The sequence below is a fragment of the Pseudomonas sp. FG13 genome (assembly GCF_057809755.1).
This window is the reverse complement of sequence record NZ_JBMDKO010000031.1, coordinates 1-17,919: the sequence shown is the minus strand read 5'-3', so window position 1 is coordinate 17,919 and position 17,919 is coordinate 1. Positions and strand designations below refer to the sequence as shown.

16 protein-coding genes are annotated in these 17,919 nt (G+C 62.8%); 2 read left to right on the top strand and 14 right to left on the bottom strand.

All coding sequences use genetic code 11. The annotated features are described in order from the left end of the window. A complete protein-coding gene (locus ACODTO_RS21185) occupies window positions 1-1,350 on the top strand; it encodes a spinster family MFS transporter (RefSeq protein ID WP_139647541.1) in 1,350 nt (449 codons plus the stop codon). A gap of 183 nt (window positions 1,351-1,533) precedes the next feature. Here the strand turns inward: ACODTO_RS21185 and ACODTO_RS21180 are convergent, their stop codons facing one another. Both ACODTO_RS21180 and pobA read right to left on the bottom strand, forming a co-directional pair. After that, window positions 1,534-3,051 carry an MDR family MFS transporter gene (locus ACODTO_RS21180; RefSeq protein WP_175386013.1) on the bottom strand — a complete coding sequence of 506 codons (1,518 nt, stop codon included), beginning with the start codon at window positions 3,049-3,051 and terminating at the stop codon, window positions 1,534-1,536. A gap of 70 nt (window positions 3,052-3,121) precedes the next feature. After that, complete coding sequence (gene pobA / locus ACODTO_RS21175; RefSeq protein ID WP_489107006.1) at window positions 3,122-4,312, bottom strand: 4-hydroxybenzoate 3-monooxygenase; 1,191 nt, start codon at window positions 4,310-4,312, stop codon at window positions 3,122-3,124. 173 nt (window positions 4,313-4,485) lie between these two features. Here pobA and ACODTO_RS21170 point away from each other — a divergent pair, with 173 nt between their 5' ends. Continuing rightward, on the top strand, window positions 4,486-5,379 hold the full coding sequence (locus ACODTO_RS21170) for a helix-turn-helix domain-containing protein (protein WP_139647547.1): 894 nt from the start codon (window positions 4,486-4,488) through the stop codon (window positions 5,377-5,379). A 7-nt stretch (window positions 5,380-5,386) separates the two neighbouring features. Here ACODTO_RS21170 and ACODTO_RS21165 read toward each other — a convergent pair whose 3' ends face one another. The 12 genes from ACODTO_RS21165 to ACODTO_RS21110 form a co-directional block, all read right to left on the bottom strand. Then, window positions 5,387-5,563 (bottom strand): hypothetical protein, encoded by a 177-nt coding sequence (locus tag ACODTO_RS21165; RefSeq protein ID WP_167355727.1) that lies wholly within the window; start codon window positions 5,561-5,563, stop codon window positions 5,387-5,389. Window positions 5,564-5,793: 230 nt separating this feature from the next. After that, window positions 5,794-6,153 carry a DUF5064 family protein gene (locus ACODTO_RS21160; protein ID WP_139647549.1) on the bottom strand — a complete coding sequence of 120 codons (360 nt, stop codon included), beginning with the start codon at window positions 6,151-6,153 and terminating at the stop codon, window positions 5,794-5,796. Between the two features lie 64 nt (window positions 6,154-6,217). Beyond that, a complete protein-coding gene (gene arcC / locus ACODTO_RS21155) occupies window positions 6,218-7,147 on the bottom strand; it encodes a carbamate kinase (RefSeq protein ID WP_175386011.1) in 930 nt (309 codons plus the stop codon). 132 nt (window positions 7,148-7,279) lie between these two features. Continuing rightward, a complete protein-coding gene (locus ACODTO_RS21150; protein ID WP_175386010.1) occupies window positions 7,280-8,290 on the bottom strand; it encodes an ornithine carbamoyltransferase in 1,011 nt (336 codons plus the stop codon). Between the two features lie 67 nt (window positions 8,291-8,357). Further along, entirely contained in the window at window positions 8,358-9,614 is a 1,257-nt protein-coding gene (arcA, locus tag ACODTO_RS21145) for an arginine deiminase (protein ID WP_139647558.1), read from the bottom strand. Window positions 9,615-9,644: 30 nt separating this feature from the next. After that, entirely contained in the window at window positions 9,645-11,072 is a 1,428-nt protein-coding gene (gene arcD / locus ACODTO_RS21140) for an arginine-ornithine antiporter (RefSeq protein ID WP_139647561.1), read from the bottom strand. A gap of 87 nt (window positions 11,073-11,159) precedes the next feature. After that, window positions 11,160-12,506 (bottom strand): CoA transferase, encoded by a 1,347-nt coding sequence (locus ACODTO_RS21135; RefSeq protein ID WP_489107005.1) that lies wholly within the window; start codon window positions 12,504-12,506, stop codon window positions 11,160-11,162. A 45-nt stretch (window positions 12,507-12,551) separates the two neighbouring features. Then, on the bottom strand, window positions 12,552-12,956 hold the full coding sequence (locus ACODTO_RS21130; RefSeq protein WP_139647566.1) for a YbaN family protein: 405 nt from the start codon (window positions 12,954-12,956) through the stop codon (window positions 12,552-12,554). A gap of 171 nt (window positions 12,957-13,127) precedes the next feature. After that, window positions 13,128-13,718 carry a biliverdin-producing heme oxygenase gene (locus ACODTO_RS21125; RefSeq protein WP_489107004.1) on the bottom strand — a complete coding sequence of 197 codons (591 nt, stop codon included), beginning with the start codon at window positions 13,716-13,718 and terminating at the stop codon, window positions 13,128-13,130. A 163-nt stretch (window positions 13,719-13,881) separates the two neighbouring features. Next, window positions 13,882-16,473: a TonB-dependent receptor gene (locus ACODTO_RS21120; RefSeq protein ID WP_489107003.1), complete on the bottom strand. Its 2,592-nt coding sequence runs from the start codon at window positions 16,471-16,473 to the stop codon at window positions 13,882-13,884. A gap of 119 nt (window positions 16,474-16,592) precedes the next feature. Further along, window positions 16,593-17,498, bottom strand: coding sequence for a FecR family protein (locus ACODTO_RS21115; RefSeq protein WP_217505853.1), 906 nt, complete (start codon window positions 17,496-17,498; stop codon window positions 16,593-16,595). Window positions 17,499-17,663: 165 nt separating this feature from the next. Beyond that, window positions 17,664-17,919 (bottom strand): RNA polymerase sigma factor (locus ACODTO_RS21110; protein ID WP_489107002.1); only part of this gene is annotated, 256 nt, incomplete at its 5' end.

The window sequence follows — 17,919 nt, the reverse complement described above, 5'->3', positions numbered from 1 at the left end:
ATGCAGAACTCGACCCAAGCGGTGAATGCCTGGCGCATTCTGTTCCTGTTGTTTCTGGCCAACCTGTTCAATTTCTTCGATCGCACCATTCCGGCAATCATCATCGAGCCGATCCGCATGGAATGGAGCCTCAGCGACTTCCAGATCGGCATCATCGGCACCGCGTTCACCATCGTGTATGCCATTGCCGGCCTGCCGCTGGGGCGCATGGCCGATACCGGTTCGCGCAGCAAATTGATGGGCTGGGGGTTGGCGGCCTGGAGCGGGCTGACGGCCATCAATGGCCTGGTGGGCAGTTTCTGGGCGTTCCTGTTGGTGCGCATGGGCATCGGTATCGGCGAGGCCAGCTACGCGCCGGCGGCCAACTCGCTGATCGGCGATCTGTTCCCGGCCCATCGTCGGGCGCGGGCCATGGGGATCTTCATGCTGGGCCTGCCGATCGGGTTGCTGCTGGCGTTCTTTACCATCGGAGCGATGGTCAAGGCTTTCGACAGCTGGCGCGCGCCGTTCTTTATCGCAGCGGTGCCGGGGTTGGTGCTGGCGGTCTTCATGTTCTTTATCAAGGAACCCAAGCGCGGTGCGGCGGAAACCGTGCCGGTGTCCCAGGAAAAAATCGATCGGCCGATCCGTCGGGTGCTGGCGATTCCCACCTTCCTGTGGCTGGTGCTGGCGGGGCTGTGTTTCAACTTCGCCACTTATGCCTGCAACTCGTTCCTGGTGCCGATGCTGCAGCGTTACTTCCTGATGCCCCTGCACGAAGCCGCCGTGGCCACCGGGATCATGGTGGGCGTGACCGGGTTGTTCGGGCTGACCCTGGGCGGCTGGATCGCCGACAAGATTCATCAGCGCGTGGCCAATGGCCGTTTGCTGTTCGCTGCGTTCAGCCTGGTCATTTCCACGCTGACCACGGCCTGGGCGTTGCATGCCGGACGAATTGAAATCGGCGTGTTCGTTGCGGTGTTCAGCGTCGGTTGGCTATTCGCCTATACCTTTTATACCTGCGTATACACCGCGATCCAGGACGTCGTGGAGCCGCGTCTGCGGGCGACGGCGATGGCGTTGTTCTTTGCCGGGTTGTACCTGCTCGGCGGCGGCCTGGGGCCGGTGGTGGTCGGCGGCCTGTCGGACTACTTCGCCCGCGCAGCCATGGCGGCGGCCGGCGCCCCGCAGATGACCGAAGCGTTCAAGGCCATCGGTTTGCACGACGCGATGTACCTGATCCCGGTGGCGCTGTTCTTGACCATGGTGTTCCTGTTCCTGGCATCGCGCTGTTTCGCCAGCGATGCCAAGCGGATGAAGGATGGCATGAGCGCGCAGGTGGAGCCGGGGATTGTGGTGGCGACGGCTTGAGGTGATAGGACAATGTGAGGCTTTTGTGGCGAGGGGATTCATCCCCGCTGGACTGCAAAGCAGTCCCTCTTAAAACAATACCTTCCTTACTGGCAGATTATGATCTCAGCTTTTGGGGCTGCTTCGCAGCCCAGCGGGGATGAATCCCCTCGCCACAGGTTTTGCATGGCAGGGGGATTGTGTTTACCGAACCAGCTCCTCCCGCCCCCGCAACAGTCGGTTCGGCATTGCCACTGCCGCCGCCAGCCCCAGCAGCGACACCGCCGCGCTGATCATCAGCAGATGGCGGAACGTCGTCTGCAACTCCAGGCGCAGGGCGTCCCGTGTTTCGCCCGGAGCGGCGTTCAAGCCGTCCAGCAGGGCATTGCCGGAATGGCCTTCGCTGATCAGCGACGAACCGGCGAGCTGAGCGAAACCTGAATCCTGCAGCAAAGCCAGCAGCAACGCCGACATCAGTGCCACACCCACCGCACCGCCGAGGGAGCGGAACAGGTTGGTGGTACTGGTGGCGACGCCGATATCCCGTTGTTGCACCGAGTTCTGCGAACCCACCAGTGAGGTGGGGAACTGCATGCCGGAGGCGATCCCGCCCAGCAGCATGAACAGGCTGCTGAGCCAGAACGCGTCGGGCGCCGTGCAGGCCATGCCGAGGATGGCGAAAGGAAAGAGCAGGGCACCGCTGAGGATCATCGGTTTGTAGCGGCCGGTGATCGAGGTGCGACGTCCGGCGAAATACGCACCGATGGGCAAACCCATCGCCAGCGGCAGCAGATGCAACGCCGCGCTGTCGGCGCCGGCACCGGTCACGCTCTGAAAGCGCAATGGCACCAGTACCGTCAGGGAAATCGCCTGGAAGCTGGTGAAAAATACCGTGCACCAACACAACACCGCGCTGCGGTTGACGAACAGGTGCATCGGTAGCAAAGGCTCCCGGGCGCGGCGTTCGTGCCAGACGAATATGCCCAGCGTCACCACGGCGCACCCCAGCAGTCCCAGTACGCCACGGCTGTGCCAGGCCTGTCCCTGGCCGACCTGGGTAATACCCAGCAGCAAGGCGCTCAGGCCGATGATCAGCAACACCGTGCCCAGGTAGTCGATGATCGGCGTGCGGTGCGGCACCGACAGCCCGACCAGGGTGCGGCGGGCAATCAGCCAGGCACCCAAACCCAGCGGCAGGTTGATCCAGAACACCCAGCGCCACGACAGGTACTCGGTCATGTAGCCGCCCAATACCGGTCCGGCCACGCTGGCCACGGCATACATGCTGCTGAAGTAACCCTGATAGCGGCCACGCTCGCGGGGCGGCACGATGTCGCCGATGATCGCCTGGCTCACGGAGATCATCCCGCCGGCGCCGATGCCTTGGATGATTCGTGCCAGCACCAGCTGTTCCATGTTTTGCGCCAGGCCACAGAACAGCGAGGCCAGGGTGAACAGCCCCATGCCGAACAGCATCAGCGGTCGGCGACCGTAGAGATCGCCCAGCTTGCCGTAGATTGGCACCGCCACGGTCATGGCGACCATGTAGCCGGAAATGACCCAGGCCAACAGGCTGAGGTCCTTGAATTGGGCGGAGATGGCCGGCATCGAGACGGCGACGATGGTCTGGTCCAGCGCACCGAGGAAAATCGCCAGCATCAGGGCCACCAGTACGCTGCGGATGGCGGGCTGCTGGATGTTGGGCGTATTGAGCTGAGTCACGGTAGAACCTGCGGGCATCACGCCAAAGAGGCGAGTGGAGACGGAGCCCGCAGTGTAAGTCGGTAGCCGGCTATTCGATAGCCTCGTAAGGAAGTCCGACATAATTTTCCGCGATGGTTTTCCGTCCGGCTTCGGAGTCGACGAAATACTCCAGCTCGGCTTCGCTGATGCGCTGGTTGAAGGCGTCGTCGTCGAAGCGGTGCAGCATCGATGTCATCCACCAGGAGAAGCGCTCGGCTTTCCAGACCCGTCGCAGGCAGATGGCCGAATACTGTTGCAGCAGGTCCACCCGGCCTTCGCGATAGACCTTGAGCAGGATGTCGAACAGCGTGCTGACATCGCTGGCCGCCAGGTTCAGGCCCTTGGCACCGGTCGGCGGGACGATGTGCGCAGCGTCGCCCACCAGGAACATGCGGCCGTACTGCATCGGCTCGACCACGAAGCTGCGCAGCGGCGCGATGCTCTTTTCGATGGACGGGCCGGTCACCAGGGCTTCGGCCAGATCGGCGGGCAGGCGGGTCTTGAGTTCGGTCCAGAAGCGCTCGTCCGGCCAGTCGGCGACTTGTTCTTCGGCGGGCACTTGCAGGTAGTAACGGGTGCGGGTCTTGGAGCGCATGCTGCACAAGGCAAATCCACGCTCGTGGCGGGCGTAGACCAGTTCCTCGTTGACCGGCGGGGTATCGGCCAGGATGCCAAGCCAGCCGAAGGGGTAGACCCGCTCGAAGACCTTCAGTTTTTCCGCTGGAATGGATTGCCGCGCCACGCCATGGAAGCCGTCGCACCCGGCAATGTAGTCGCACTCCAGGCGCCAGGTTTCACCCTGGTGCTCGAATGTCACGAAAGGCTGGTCGGTCTGCATGCCGTGGGGCTGGGCCTTGTCGACCTGATAAAGCGTCCGGGCACCGGCCTTTTCGCGGGCGGCCATCAGGTCGCGGGTCACTTCGGTCTGACCGTAGACCATCACGTTTTTACCGCCGGTCAACCCTTTGAGATCAATGTGCACCCGACGGCCATTGAGGACCAGTTCGAAACCGTCATGCTCCAGCCCTTCGGCATCCATGCGCTGGCCGACGCCGGCCCGGCGCAGCAGTTCGGCCATGCCTTGCTCCAGCACACCGGCGCGGATGCGACCCAGGACATAGTCCGGGGCCTGGCGTTCGAGGATCAGGGTGTCAATTCCGGCATTGTGCAATAGCTGGCCGAGCAGCAATCCAGAGGGGCCGGCGCCGATAATGGCGACTTGGGTCTTGAGGGTTTTCATTGTTGTTATGACTCGCATGAAGCACGCGACCAGGGCCGGTGTGGATGGTTATGAACCGAGTCCTTGCATTTTTTCCTTGCGGGCCTGTCAATTGAAGGGGAAAACTGAGCCGATACCTGTACTTTCTGCCAATCGGTGCGATTATCGCCCGCTACCCGAGGCCGATCCTCGTTATGAAAAAAACTGAGCTGCCTTCGATTCCGGTGTTCAAGCTCTACGGCGAAAGCCAGGATTGGCCGACGCCGGATTTACTGCACTGTGAAACCATCTCCAAGCGCAGTCGCGAGCATCAGTGGGAAATCAAACCCCATCGGCATGCCGACCTCTGTCAGTTGCTGTTCGTTTTCAAGGGCCAGGCGGAGCTGGAAATCGAAGGCCAGCGTACCCGGCTCGACGAGCCGGCGGTGCAGATCCTGCCGCCGCTGTCGGTCCACGGCTTTCGCTTTTCCGAAGACGTGGAGGGTTACGTGGTGACCCTGGCGGCGCCGCTGGTGACCCACCTGCAAGGGCAGTTGGGCCATTCGGTAAACATTCTGGCTCAGGCCGAGAGTTACCCGGCCGGTGACAACGCCGACTACCTCAACAGCCTGTTCAGCGCTTTGCAGAGCGAGTACATGGGGCATCAACCGGCCCGGGAAATGCTCATGCATGCGCTGGTCAACGTGATCATGGTCTGGGTCAGTCGCCAGGTCATGCAGCGACGTACCCAGAGCCAGCGCCCGCAGCGGGCTCGTGAATACCTCAATGGGTTCATTCAATTGGTGGAGGAAACCTATCGGCAGCACGTCAAGGTGGAAGACCTGGCCCATCGCCTGGGCATTTCCGTGTCGCACCTCAACGGCACCTGCCGCGAGCTGGCGGGGCAGCCGGCGTTGCAGATCATGCATGAGCGTCAGTTGCTCGAGGCCAAGCGGATGCTGACCTACACCGGCATGACCATCTACGAGATTTCCGAGGTGCTCGGGTTCTCCGACCCGACCAACTTCACCCGCCTGTTCCGCCGTCGCGTCGGCATCTCGCCCAAGGCCTTCCGGGACCGGCTCAAGACCGATCAGCCGGACGACTGAGCACGCCTCAGCGCAAGGCGTTCAGGGTCGCGTTGTGCGGGATGCAGCGTTCGAAGTTGCAACTGGCGTAGTCACGAGGCAGTTGCCTGGCCTGCTCGACCCGGTAGGCCGCTGTGCCGTACAGCGCAAGCGTGGCGGCGCAGGTCACGAAAATGGCGAGGCGTCTTTTTGTTCTGATGTTCATGGCGATGACCTCTGAACGAATACCCTGGGGTACTGTTTTCAGCATAGGTCAGCCGGGGGGAGTTGCCAGTGGGGTGGAGGGTGCAATTACCCTGGCATTCAGGGCACTGATGTCCCCCTGTGAGAGCGAGCCTGCTCGCGATGGCCATACAGCCGTCACATCGATGTCGACAGGCAGGCCGCTATCGCGAGCAGGCTCGCTCCCACAGGGTAATGGGGCTGCCAGGTGGATTAGGTCAGGTGCTCGGGCCTCACTGGATCGCCCGGTTTCACATCCAGTTGCTTACGCACGTCCTCGAACATGTCGTCGTAATACGTGTGCATCGAGCCGATGCTGGCGCTCTTCGGCAGGCCGTACTTCTGCGCGATGTTTGTGGCGTACCGGGCAAAGTCGAAGGCCAGGTCCTTCGGCAGGAAAAAGGTCTCGTCCACGCTTTTGTCCTCGACCGTGCCGTGCAACCGGAATGACATGCCCGTGCCTTCCTGGGGATCCTGGGCAATTTCGTAGTCGATGCAGAGGTTGTAGCTGAAATCATCCTTGTTCAGCGCATGGCGCTCCATGTGCAGGTGACCGGGTTGGAACATGGCCATGAGAGACCCTCCTGGAAAGGCATAGAAGTAGGGCAGACCCCGGATCTGCCCTGGGAGTTTCCGGTTATCGATAAGCGATGCCTGTTGTCGTCGTGCTGATGCAGGTGCCGGCGGTGCCTTGGACGATAGCATCGATGTCCGAGAGTGACCCGATCACCGCGACCTTGCCGGTATTGCGCGCAAATTCGCAGGCGGCCTGCACCTTGGGCCCCATGGAGCCGGCGGCGAAATCGAGTTTTTCCAGATCGTCGGGGTGGGCCCGGGCGATGGCTTTGCAGGTCGGCTTGCCGAAGTCGATGAAGACCGCGTTGACATCGGTGGCGATCACCAGCAGATCGCTCTCCAATTGTTCGGCCAGCAGCGCCGAGCACAGGTCCTTGTCGATGACCGCCTCAACGCCTCGCAGCTTGCCGTCGGCGTCATAGATCGTCGGGATACCGCCACCGCCGGCGCAGATCACGATGCTGCCCTTTTCCAGCAGCCACTTGATCGGCCGGATTTCAAAGATGCGCTTGGGTCTGGGGCTGGCGACTACCCGGCGAAACCTGTCGCCGTCCGGGGCGATGCTCCAGCCTTTTTCGGCGGCCAGTGCCTGCGCCTCCTGCTGGCTGTAGACCGGGCCGATGGGCTTGGTGGGGTGTTGGAAGGCCGGGTCGTTGGCGTCCACTTCCACTTGGGTCAGCAACGTGGCGAAGGGCACGTCGGCGTCCAGCAGGTTGCCCAGTTCCTGCTCGATGATGTAACCGATCATGCCGTCGGTCTCGGCGCCCAGCACGTCCAGCGGATACGGAGTCACCGAAGTGTAGGCTGCCGCTTGCAACGACAGCAGGCCGACTTGCGGGCCGTTGCCGTGGGCGATCACTAATTGGTTGCCCGGATGGATCCTGGCGATCTGTTCGGTCGCTGTGCGGATGTTGCTGCGTTGGTTGTCGGCGGTCATGGGTTCACCCCGACGCAGGAGGGCGTTACCGCCCAGGGCAACGACGATGCGCATAGTGCTCTCCTTGAAAATGGAACATGGTTCCTGTGGGAGCGAGCCTGCTCGCGAATGCGGTGTATCAACCCATGAATGAGCTGGCTGATCGTCCGCCATCGCGAGCAGGCTCGCTCCCACAAAGGGACGGCCTTACAAGTCCGCCAGCGTCGACACCAGTACCGCCTTGATGGTATGCATGCGGTTTTCCGCCTGCTCGAAGGCGATGCACGCCGGTGACTCGAACACGTCGTCCGTGACTTCGATGCCGTTGGCCAGATGCGGATACTGCTCGGCGATCTGCTTACCGACCTTGGTGTCGCTGTTATGGAATGCCGGCAGGCAGTGCATGAAGCGAGTACGCGGGTTACCGGTGGCTTTCATCAGGTCGGCATTGACCTGGTAAGGCAACAGTTGCTCGATACGCTCGGCCCAGGCTTCGACCGGCTCACCCATGGAGACCCAGACGTCGGTGTGAATGAAGTCCACGCCCTTGACCGCCGCTTTCGGATCTTCGGTGAGGGTGATACGTGCGCCGCTTTCTTCGGCGTAATGATGGCAGCGCTGCACCAGATCGTCGTGGGGCCAGAGGGCCTTGGGCGCGCAGATACGCACGTCCATGCCCAACTTTGCGCCGATCAGCAGTAACGAGTTGCCCATGTTGTTTCGCGCATCGCCCAGGTACGCATAGCTGATCTCGTGGATCGGTTTGTCGGCGTGCTCGCGCATGGTCATTACGTCGGCAATCATCTGCGTCGGGTGGTATTCATCGGTCAGGCCGTTGAACACCGGTACGCCGGCGAACTTCGCCAGTTCCTCGACGGTTTCCTGCTTGAAGCCCCGGTATTCGATGGCGTCGTACATGCGCCCGAGCACGCGGGCGGTGTCCTTCATGCTTTCCTTGTGGCCGATCTGCGACGAGTTGGGGTCGATGTAGGTGACATTGGCACCCTGGTCGTAGGCCGCCACTTCGAAGGCACAACGGGTACGGGTCGAGGTTTTCTCGAAGATCAGCGCGATGTTGTTGCCCTTGAGGTGCTGCTGTTCGGTGCCGGTGTACTTGGCCCGCTTGAGGTCGCGGGACAGGTCCAGCAAATAGTGCAATTCACGGGGCGTGTGATGTTCGAGGCTGAGCAGGTTACGGTTGTGGGTGTTGAACGCCATGGTGCATCTCCTTGGGTATCGGCAGGCCCTGAACCGTGTCCGGTCAACCAGGGCCCGGGCTCGAAGGTCAGTAGTCGATCGGATCGCGAATGATCGGGCAGGTCATGCAATGGCCGCCGCCGCGACCCCGGCCCAGCTCGCTGGCGCTGATGGTGATGACTTCCACCCCGGCCTTGCGCAGCAGGGTGTTGGTGTAGGTGTTGCGGTCGTAGCCGATCACCACGCCCGGCTCCAGGGCCACCACATTGTTGCCGTCGTCCCATTGTTCGCGCTCGGCGGCGAAGCTGTTGCCGCCGGTTTCCACCACGCGCAGCGCCGGGAGCTTGAGGGCGGCGGCAACAGTGTCGATGAAGCTGCTTTCCTCGCGGCGAACGTCGATACCGCCGGGTTTGCTCTCGTCGGGGCGCAGGGAGAAGGCGACGATCTGGCTCACCACTTCCGGGAAAATGGTCACCAGGTCGCGGTCGCAGAAACTGAACACGGTGTCCAAGTGCATGGCGGCCCGGGACTTCGGCAAGCCGGCGACGATGACCCGTTCCACGGCCTGGTGCTTGAACAGGTTCAGTGCCAATTGGCCGATGGCCTGGCGGGATGAGCGTTCGCCCATGCCGATCAGCACGACACCGTTGCCGATGGGCATTACGTCGCCGCCTTCGAGTGTGGCACTGCCATGGTCCAGGTCCGGGTTGCCGTACCAGATCTGGAAGTCGGCCTGGGTGAACTCCGGGTGGAATTTATACAGGGCGGTGGTCAGCAGGGTTTCCTGGCGGCGTGCCGGCCAGTACATCGGGTTAAGGGTGACGCCGCCGTAGATCCAGCAGGTGGTGTCGCGGGTGAACTGGGTGTTGGGCAGCGGCGGCAGGATGAAGCTGGAATGCCCGAGGAAGTCGCGGAACATCTGGATGGTCTTGCCGCCGAAACTGTCGGGCAGGTCATCGGCCGAAACGCCACCAATCAGGAACTCGGCGATCCGGCGCGGTTCCAGGCTGCGCAGCCACGAACCGACCTCATTCACCAGGCCCAGGCCCACCGAGTCGGGGGTGACCTTGCGTTGCAGGATCCAGTCCAGGGCTTCGGGGACGGCGACGATGTCGGTCAACAGGTTGTGCATTTCCAGCACGTCGATGCCCCGCTCGCGCATCTTGGTGACGAAATCGAAATGGTCGCGTTTGGCCTGGTTGACCCATATCACGTCGTCGAACAGCAGTTCATCGCAGTTGTTCGGGGTCAGCCGCTGATGGGCCAGGCCTGGGGAACACACCATGACTTTACGCAATCTACCGGCTTCGGAATGAACGCCGTATTGCATTTTTTCCGTGGTCATTACACATCCTCCCGTTAAAACGTTGAGTGATCACAAGCTCAGGAAGCCGCTGTAGAGGCCATAGCCGGCTATCAGGGCGCCTGCGACTACTGCGGCGAAAATCAGCTTCTCGACAGCGGTGAACACCGGTCGGGCCACTTCGCGCCGGGCCTGGGCGAACAGCACCGCGCCGGGGGCGTAGAGCAGCGCAGAAAGCAGCAGGTATTTGATCCCGCCGGCATACAGCAACCACACCGCGTAGAGCAGGGCGATGGCGCTGATGGCCAAGTCCTTGCGGCGTTCGGCCGGGGCGTTCTGGTAGGTTTCGCCGCGCACCGCCAGCAGCAGCGCGTAGGCCGCCGACCACAGGTAGGGCACCAGGATCATCGACGTGGCGAGGTAGATCAGCGACAGGTAGGTACTGGCCGAGAACAGGGTAACGATCAGAAACAGTTGGACCATGGCGTTGGTCAGCCACAGGGCGTTGGCCGGCACGTGGTTGGCATTTTCGCGACGCAGGAACGCCGGCATGGTGTGGTCCCTGGCGGCGGCGAACAGGATCTCGGCGCACAGCAGCACCCAGGACAACAGGGCTCCGAGCAGCGAAATGATGAGGCCGACGCTGATCAGCACCGCGCCCCAGTGGCCCACGACGTGCTCCAGCACTGCGGCCATGGACGGGTTCTGCAGCTTCGCCAGTTCCGGCTGGGTCATGATCCCCAGGGACAGCACGTTTACCAGCACCAGGAACAGCAGCACGGTGATAAAGCCGATCACCGTGGCCTTGCCCACATCCGAACGCCGCTCGGCGCGGGCGGAAAAAATGCTCGCGCCCTCGATACCGATGAACACCCAGACGGTGACCAGCATCATGTTGCGCACCTGGTTCATCACGCTGCCCAACTGCGGGTTCTTCACGCCCCAGATATCGGCGGTGAAAATGTCGAGCCGGAAGGCGAACACGGCGATCAGCACGAACAACGCCAGCGGCACGACCTTGGCAACGGTGGTGACGAGGTTGATGAACGCAGCTTCCTTGATGCCGCGCAGCACCAGGAAATGCACGGCCCACAGCAGCAGCGACGCGCCGATCACCGCTGCAACCGTATTGCCCTCACCGAAGACCGGAAAAAAATAACCCAGGGTGCTGAACAGCAAGACGAAGTAGCCGACGTTGCCTAACCAGGCGCTGATCCAATAACCCCAGGCCGAGGAGAACCCCATGTAGTCACCGAATCCGGCTTTGGCGTAGACATACACACCACCATCCAGATCGGGTTTGCGATTGGCCAGGGTCTGGAACACAAAGGCGAGGGTCAGCATGCCCACCGCAGTAATCGCCCAGCCAATCAGCACGGCACCGACATCGGCACTGGCGGCCATGTTCTGGGGCAAGGAAAAGATTCCCCCGCCGATCATCGAACCCACTACCAGCGCGACCAACGCACCCAAGCGAAGTTTTCCGGGGGTATCAGACATTCCATGACTCCGAAGCAACCGAGGGGAGTCACAGCGTATGTCGATTTACCATTTCAATAGCTGATCCAGGTCAGAAGGCGGAGTCGTTCACCATTGCGCTCGATGGGCGCCGAGTGTCGTTGCCGCGCGTGTCCATTGCCAGGGCGTGCCGGTGATTTTCAGCGGCACCTGCAACCGGCGAGCCGGCCCCCACGGTGTCTGCTCGATCAGCACCCCCAGATCCTGCTCGTCCTCGGGGCGTAGCGCGGCCTGAATCCCCGCGCCACCCTCGATCAGCAGTCGGGCGGTACGCGCCAGGGACAGGCGTGCCGAGCCACCTTGCCCGTTTGCCAGGCGCCGGGCCAGCAATACCACGGCGCTGGCCGCCATCAGGTAGCCGGTGCCGTGGTCCAGCGCCTGAACAGGCAGCGGTGTCGGTTTGTCGGTCTGTTTCCAGGCCATGCCGGCCTCGGCGATACCACTGCTCATTTGCACCAGGCTGTCGAAGCCGCGCCGTTGCTGCCACGGGCCGCTCCAACCGTAGGCGTTGAGGCTGACATCGATCAGGCCAGGGGCGATCTTGTGGCGTTGCGCGGCGCCGTAACCCAGGCGTTCGAGGGCGTCGGCCCGGTAGCCGTGCAGGAGGATGTCGGCGTCCTTGAGCAGTGCTTCGAACGTGGTGCGGTCGTCGGGCTGGTGCAGGTCGAGGCGGGCACAGCGTTTGCCCAGGGTGACTTCCGGGACCACGCCGGGTTCGTCCCAGGTCGGTGGATCGATCCGCAAGACGTCGGCCCCGAGGCCCGCGAGGAAGCGGCTGGCAACGGGACCGGCCAGTACGCGGGTCAGGTCCAGTACCTTGAGGCCGGCCAGTGGCTGTGCCACGGAACCGAGCCAGGGTTTGCAGTGTTCCCCGGCGGTTCCAGTGAAGTGCACCAGCGGCTCGGCATTCACTGCGATACCTTGGGGATGGGCCTGCCACGCCTGCCAGGAGCGCATCTCGGCGGCGCAGCCACCGGCGTCGACGACGGCCTGTTCCAGTTCGGTCTTGTTCCAGTGGATCACTTTGCTCGCCATGTCGGCACGATCAACACAGTTACCGAGGACCTTTTCCGCCGCCCGGCGATGATGCGGCGCATTGGTGTGCAGGCGAATCCAGCCGTCGGCCGTGGCGTAGTCGCCGGCCACCGGGTCCCACATCGGCGGCACGCTCCAGCCAATGGGGCGCAGGGATGTGGAGAACCAGAACGAAGCCAGGCGCCGGTCGACTTCGAGGGGCGGCAGGCGGCCGGTCTGTTGGCCAATGAGTTCTGCGGTCGCCTGGCCGGCCACGGCAATGCTGGCACTGGCCAGTTCCGTGACGGCGAACGCCGAAGGCAGGGCGCCGTCATGGCTGAAGGGGATCGGAGTCGTGGGCAAGCCGAGGGCGGCTTGCATGGACGCGAGTAGATCTGTCATCGAAGACCCTCCGGGTGTGAGAGGCCGAGCATAGATCAAAAAGGTTTATTCAGGCGTTCGCGCTGTTGCCGGTTCCCTTGCCTCGGGACGGGACCAGATCCACAGGTTGCCTGCGCCCATGCCCATCATGGTCAGGTAAACCGGCCAGCCATGATTGAGCGTCGCCAGCATCAGTACGGCACAGAACAGCATGCCGAGGGTTGCGCCGATCTTGGCCCGACGCGGGATTACCTTGCCGTTGCGCCAGTTGTACAGCATCGGCCCGAACAGCCGATGGCTCTCCAGCCAGGCACTCAGGCGCGGCGAACTGCGAGTCGCGGCCCAGGCGGCCAGCAGGATGAACTCGGTCGTCGGCAGGCCGGGCACGACGATGGCGACCAGACCGATGGTCAGGCTGGTGTAGGCGAGCAGGCCGAAGAGCAATCGGGCGGTTTTGGAGGGTGGATTCATCGTCACCTTTCAAACATGCACATATCTCCGTGGGAGCGAGCCTGTGGGAGCAAAGCTTGCTCGCGATGAACGAAACACGGTCAATGGATTGAGGCGTCTTCATCGCGAGCAAGCTTTGCTCCCACACAGTGCTCGCTCCCACAAGGGAAGGGGTGATCCAGATGTCAGTGTTCAGGCTAGCTCAGCGGCGTAGGCCTGTTCCAGCAACACCGTAAATCGGTTGAAGGCATCCAGCGCGCCTTTGTCCGCTTCGGCTTCCTGCTGTTCGGTGAGGACCACTGTGTCGAGGATACGGGTGAAGGTCTTCCAGCCTTCGGCGCGGCCGCCCGCCGGTTCGGCCAGGTGGCGGGCACCGAAGGCTTCGCTCAGCCCCAGGCCTATTGCCCGCTTGATCAGGAATGCCGCGCCCAGTTTCGAGCCTTCCGAGACGAACAACCAGCCCAGGGCCTCGGCCATGGTTGGGTTGTCCAGCGCACCGGCCACCGGGGCCGGGACATCGGTATCCAGGTCCGCCAGGTCGGCCTTGGCCGCTTCGGCCCGGCAGCGGGCCGGCAGGTCGGGGATCAGGGCGGACAGCTGCGCGTCGTTGTACAGCGCCACCAGTTCCGACTGGAACAGGTACTGGGCGACAACGAAACGGGCAAAGCTGGCCGGGCTGTCGAACGGGGCGTGGGCCTTGACCAGGGCGTCGAGCTTGCCGTGGGGCTCGTGGGTGATCTGGTTGAGGCGTTGGAAGCGTGAGGTGAAGCGTTGGGGGCTCATGAAAATTCCTTGAGTGAAAGTAGGTCGCTGTTGTGGCGAGGGGCACCACTGTGGGAGCAAGGCTTGCCCGCGATGCAGACGATGCGGTCCTTCAGAAATCGAGGCGCCCGTATCGCGAGCAAGCTTTGCTCCCACCTATGAACTGTTTGCTGTGGTCAGCGGATCAGATATCCCAGATCAGGTTGACCGCGAAGTTGCGTCCCGGCGCTGTCAGGCGATCGAGGTTGGCGGGGCTCAGCACGGCCGCTTCGCCGACGCTGTCGTAGCCACGCACGTCATCCCACAGCCAATACTTTTTGTCGGTGAGGTTGTAGAGGCCACCGCTGACGGTAATGTCCTGGGTCACCTTGTAGAAACCGGTCAGGTCGAGGATCCCGAACCCGGGTGTCTTGAACTGGCTGCTGACGCCATCCGGCGAGTTGAAGTTGCTGTCGTCGACGCGGTTTTTCTTCCTGACCAGGGTCCAGGTGAGCAAGCTGCCGTAGTCGTCTTGTTCGTAACCCAGGCCGAACACGCCGGTCAGCGGGTTGACGCTGTTGATCGGCTGGCCAGTGTCGTCGTTGCGCCCGTAGGCGTAGGCCACCGAACCCTGGGTGTAGAGGCCCCGGGGCGCACCCAATACGTCCAGCTCCAGACGACCCTTGAGCTCGGCGCCCTTGATGGTGGCGTGCTTGATGTTGTTGCTCTGGAAGGTCAATTGATCGGCGCCGGGGGTGATGGCGTCTTCGTTGATGAAGTCGCGGTACTTGTTGTAGAACACCGCCACGTCGAACGAACCGGAGTCGAAACGGCCACGCAAGCCGGTCTCGTAGCTTTTGCTTTTTTCCGGTTCCAGGTTGGGGTTGGGTTCCACGCTGTAGCCGACGTCGGGGTTATCGAAACGGCCGTACAGGGCCTTGGCGGTCGGGGTGCGGAAACCTTCGGCGTACTGGCCGTACCCGGTGTACTGGTCGGTAAAGGCGTAGGTCAGGCCGAACTTGGGTGAGACGCGATGCCAGGTCTTGTTGCTGTCGCTGACCTGGCCACCGCCGGTCGGGTCGACGGTGTCGAGAAACGCCTGGGTGAGGTGCGGCTTGAGCTGGGTGTAGTCGTAGCGCAGGCCCGGGGTGAAGGTCCACTTGTCCCAACTGATCTGGTCCTGGGCGAACAGGCTGTAGGTGTTGATGGTCGGGTCCGGGAAGTCGCTGGCTTTTGCCAGTACGTCTCGGGTGCTGATGGCACCGACGGCGGAACACCCCACGCCGACCGCCAGGCACACCCCATTGCCACTGCGCGAGCCGGTGACTTTCTGTTGCTTGATCGTGGTGCCGTAGGTCAGTGCGTGATTGGTGTCGGCGAGGCTGAAGGCCTTGTCCAGTTGTGCGTCGAAGACCCATTGCTTGTCTTCGTAGAGGGTTTCGCGGGTGCGCAGGACCCGACGGGTGATCGGGAAGTAGAATTCGGCGGTGCTCTCGTCGGTCTTGGCGATCTGGTGATTCAGGCTCCACTTGATGTTGTCGGCCAGCAGGCTGTCGAGGGCGAAGCTGTGCTCCAGGCCGAAACGCTCACGGGTGACGGTGTCGTTGCCGGTGCGCCACTGATACATGCCGCCCGGCAGGATGCTGGTGGGAATGGCCGGCTGGCCGTTGGAGAAGGGGCCTCCGTAGGCACTTTTCAGATCGGTGTCGCGATCATCCTTGTACTTCTCGTAGACCAGGCCCAGGCGGGCGTCATCGCTGTAGTGCCAACCGAGTTTGGCCAATACATTGCTGGCGCGCACGTCCTCAGGGTTGGCTGCGGTGCGGTCCAGTCCGGTGCCGTTGTGGCTGCCGTAGGATTCGGTTTCATGGCCGTCGCGCTGGCTGTAGTGCAGCAGGCCGTCGAATGCCCCGCTGCGGCCGGCGACGGTGGCGGATTTGAGCCAGCTTTCGTCGGCGGAGCTGTAGCCGGTCTTCAACCGGGCACCGACGTCCTGGCCGGGCTTGATGATGTCATCCGGATCCAGGGTGAAATAGCTGACAGCGCCGCCAATGGCGTTGCTGCCATAGAGCACCGACGCCGGACCGCGGAGGATTTCCACGCGTTTGATGATTTCCGGGTCGACGTAGTTGCGCTGGGTCTTGGCGTAGGGACCGTTGAAGAAACCGTCGGGAATTGCCACGCCGTCGACCTGGGTCAGGATCCGGTTGCCGTCGATACCGCGGATGTTGTAGCCGCTGATGCCGCCGCGCTGGCCCGCGCCACCCACCGACACGCCGGGCTCGTAGCGCACCAGATCCTTGAGGGTGTTGACGTTGTTGCGGTCCAGTGCCTGGCGATCATGGACGCTGACGGTGCTCGGTACGCCACTGATGTCCTGCTCCTGGCGGGTGGCGCTGATGGTCATCTGTTGCAGGTTCACCACGTTGCCGGCGCTGCGTTTCTCCAGGACGATGCTGTTGTTGCCCAGCTTGCGGTAGCTCAGGTTGGTCCCCGTCAGCAGGCGCTCCAGGGCTTTCTCCGGTGGCAACGAGCCGTTGACGCCGGGCGACGCGACACCTTCGGCCAGCTCGGCCGGCAGACCCACTTGCCAGCCCGTGACGGCTGTAAACGCATTCAGGGCCGAAACCAGTGGCTGTTGGGCGATGGCGAAGGTGTAGTCGCCGATGTTGCGCGCAGGTGGTTGTGTCGCGGCGGCCAGGGCGGCGGGCGCGATGCCGGCCATGAGGATGGCGGCGGTCAGCAACGACAGCGTTCGGGAAGGGGCGAGGAACCTGCAGGTAAGGCGAGAGGACATCGATAGCGCTCCGTGTCGCATCTGTTATAGGTGCAGATTGGCATCGATAGATGCGAATCAATTGCATTGGCTATAACGAGACGAATCAGCGAAGGCTATCGAGTAAAAATAATTCTCATTTAGTTCAGGATCACCAGTGCCGGGAATTCCTGAAGCTGCGAAGACGTGATGTGAGCCAGGGAGCGAACCACGTCCAGCGGCTGGTCGAGGCGGTAATTACCCGTCACCGCGACTTGGGCCAACTGCTCGTTGCGGTTGATGATCCAGCCCGGATAGTAGCGCCGCAGTTCGGCCAGGACCTGGCTCAGCGGCCGGTTCTCGAACACCAGCCGACCCTGGACCCAGGCCAGGTCGGTGCTGGCGTCGAGCGGGGCCGGGCGGTCGAAGCCGTTGGGGCCGATGCGGATGCTTTCCCCGGCCGAGAGCCGGACATGGGTGTCGTTGCGGTTGGCCCGCAGGTCCACATCGCCGCGCTGGACCTGGACCTGGGCCACACCGTCGAGGTAGCGCACCGCGAACGTGGTGTTGCTGACACTGGCGGTGACCGGCCCTGCGTCGATCTCCAGTGGCAGGCTGCGAGTGTCGGGCACCTCGAAAAATGCCTCGCCCTTGTACAGCCGGGCCACATGGCGCTGTTCGTTGAACGTGCTGGAAAACGCCGAATCGGTGTTGAGCAGGACCTTGGAGCCGTCTTCCAACTGCAGGCGCTGGCGCTCACCGACCACCGTCAGGTGATCGGCCTGGAAACGCAGGGGCAGGTCGCTGAAATTGAACAGGCCCAGGAACAGCACGGCAGCGGTGGCCAGGGGTTTCCAGTGGGCGCGCAAGCGTGACAATGCGCCCACCCTGGGTGCGGCCTGGAGCCGCCGGGCACTCTCCTTCACGTGCGGGCCATTCCAGAGGGTCTGGGCCCTGAGAAACGCTTCGCCGTGGCGAGGGTCGGCCGCCAGCCAGACCTGGAATTGCCGGGCCTGCTCCTGGCTGGGGTTGTCCAGCAGGATCAGCCAGTCCAGCGCCTGCTCCATGGCATGGGCGGTGTCCTGGGCTGATGCAGACTCGGGGGCGTGGTGATTATCCGTCACGGTGGTTCCTCGCAGTGTCTTTGCACGGCTGTTTCAAATCCGGAAACCTAGACTAGCAGGATCGGCCAACGCAATCGGCGCCGCCCTGTAGAGGTGTACTGGCGGACATCAGCCGATGTCCAAGCGTTCTGCCACGCCGATACAGATCGCCATGATCAGTTTCAGTTCCTTTTGCACGGTACTCAGGGACACGCCCAGCTCTGCGGCGATGTCCTGATAACCATGCCCATGCAAGCGGCTGAGAATGAAAATCTGTTGTTGGCGCGGGCTCAGCGCTTGCAGGCTGATGTTGAGGCGCTCGAGCATCTGTTCGGCATGGGCGGCGTCCTCGGCGCTGCTCTGGGGCGCGACCACGTTGTGGGGG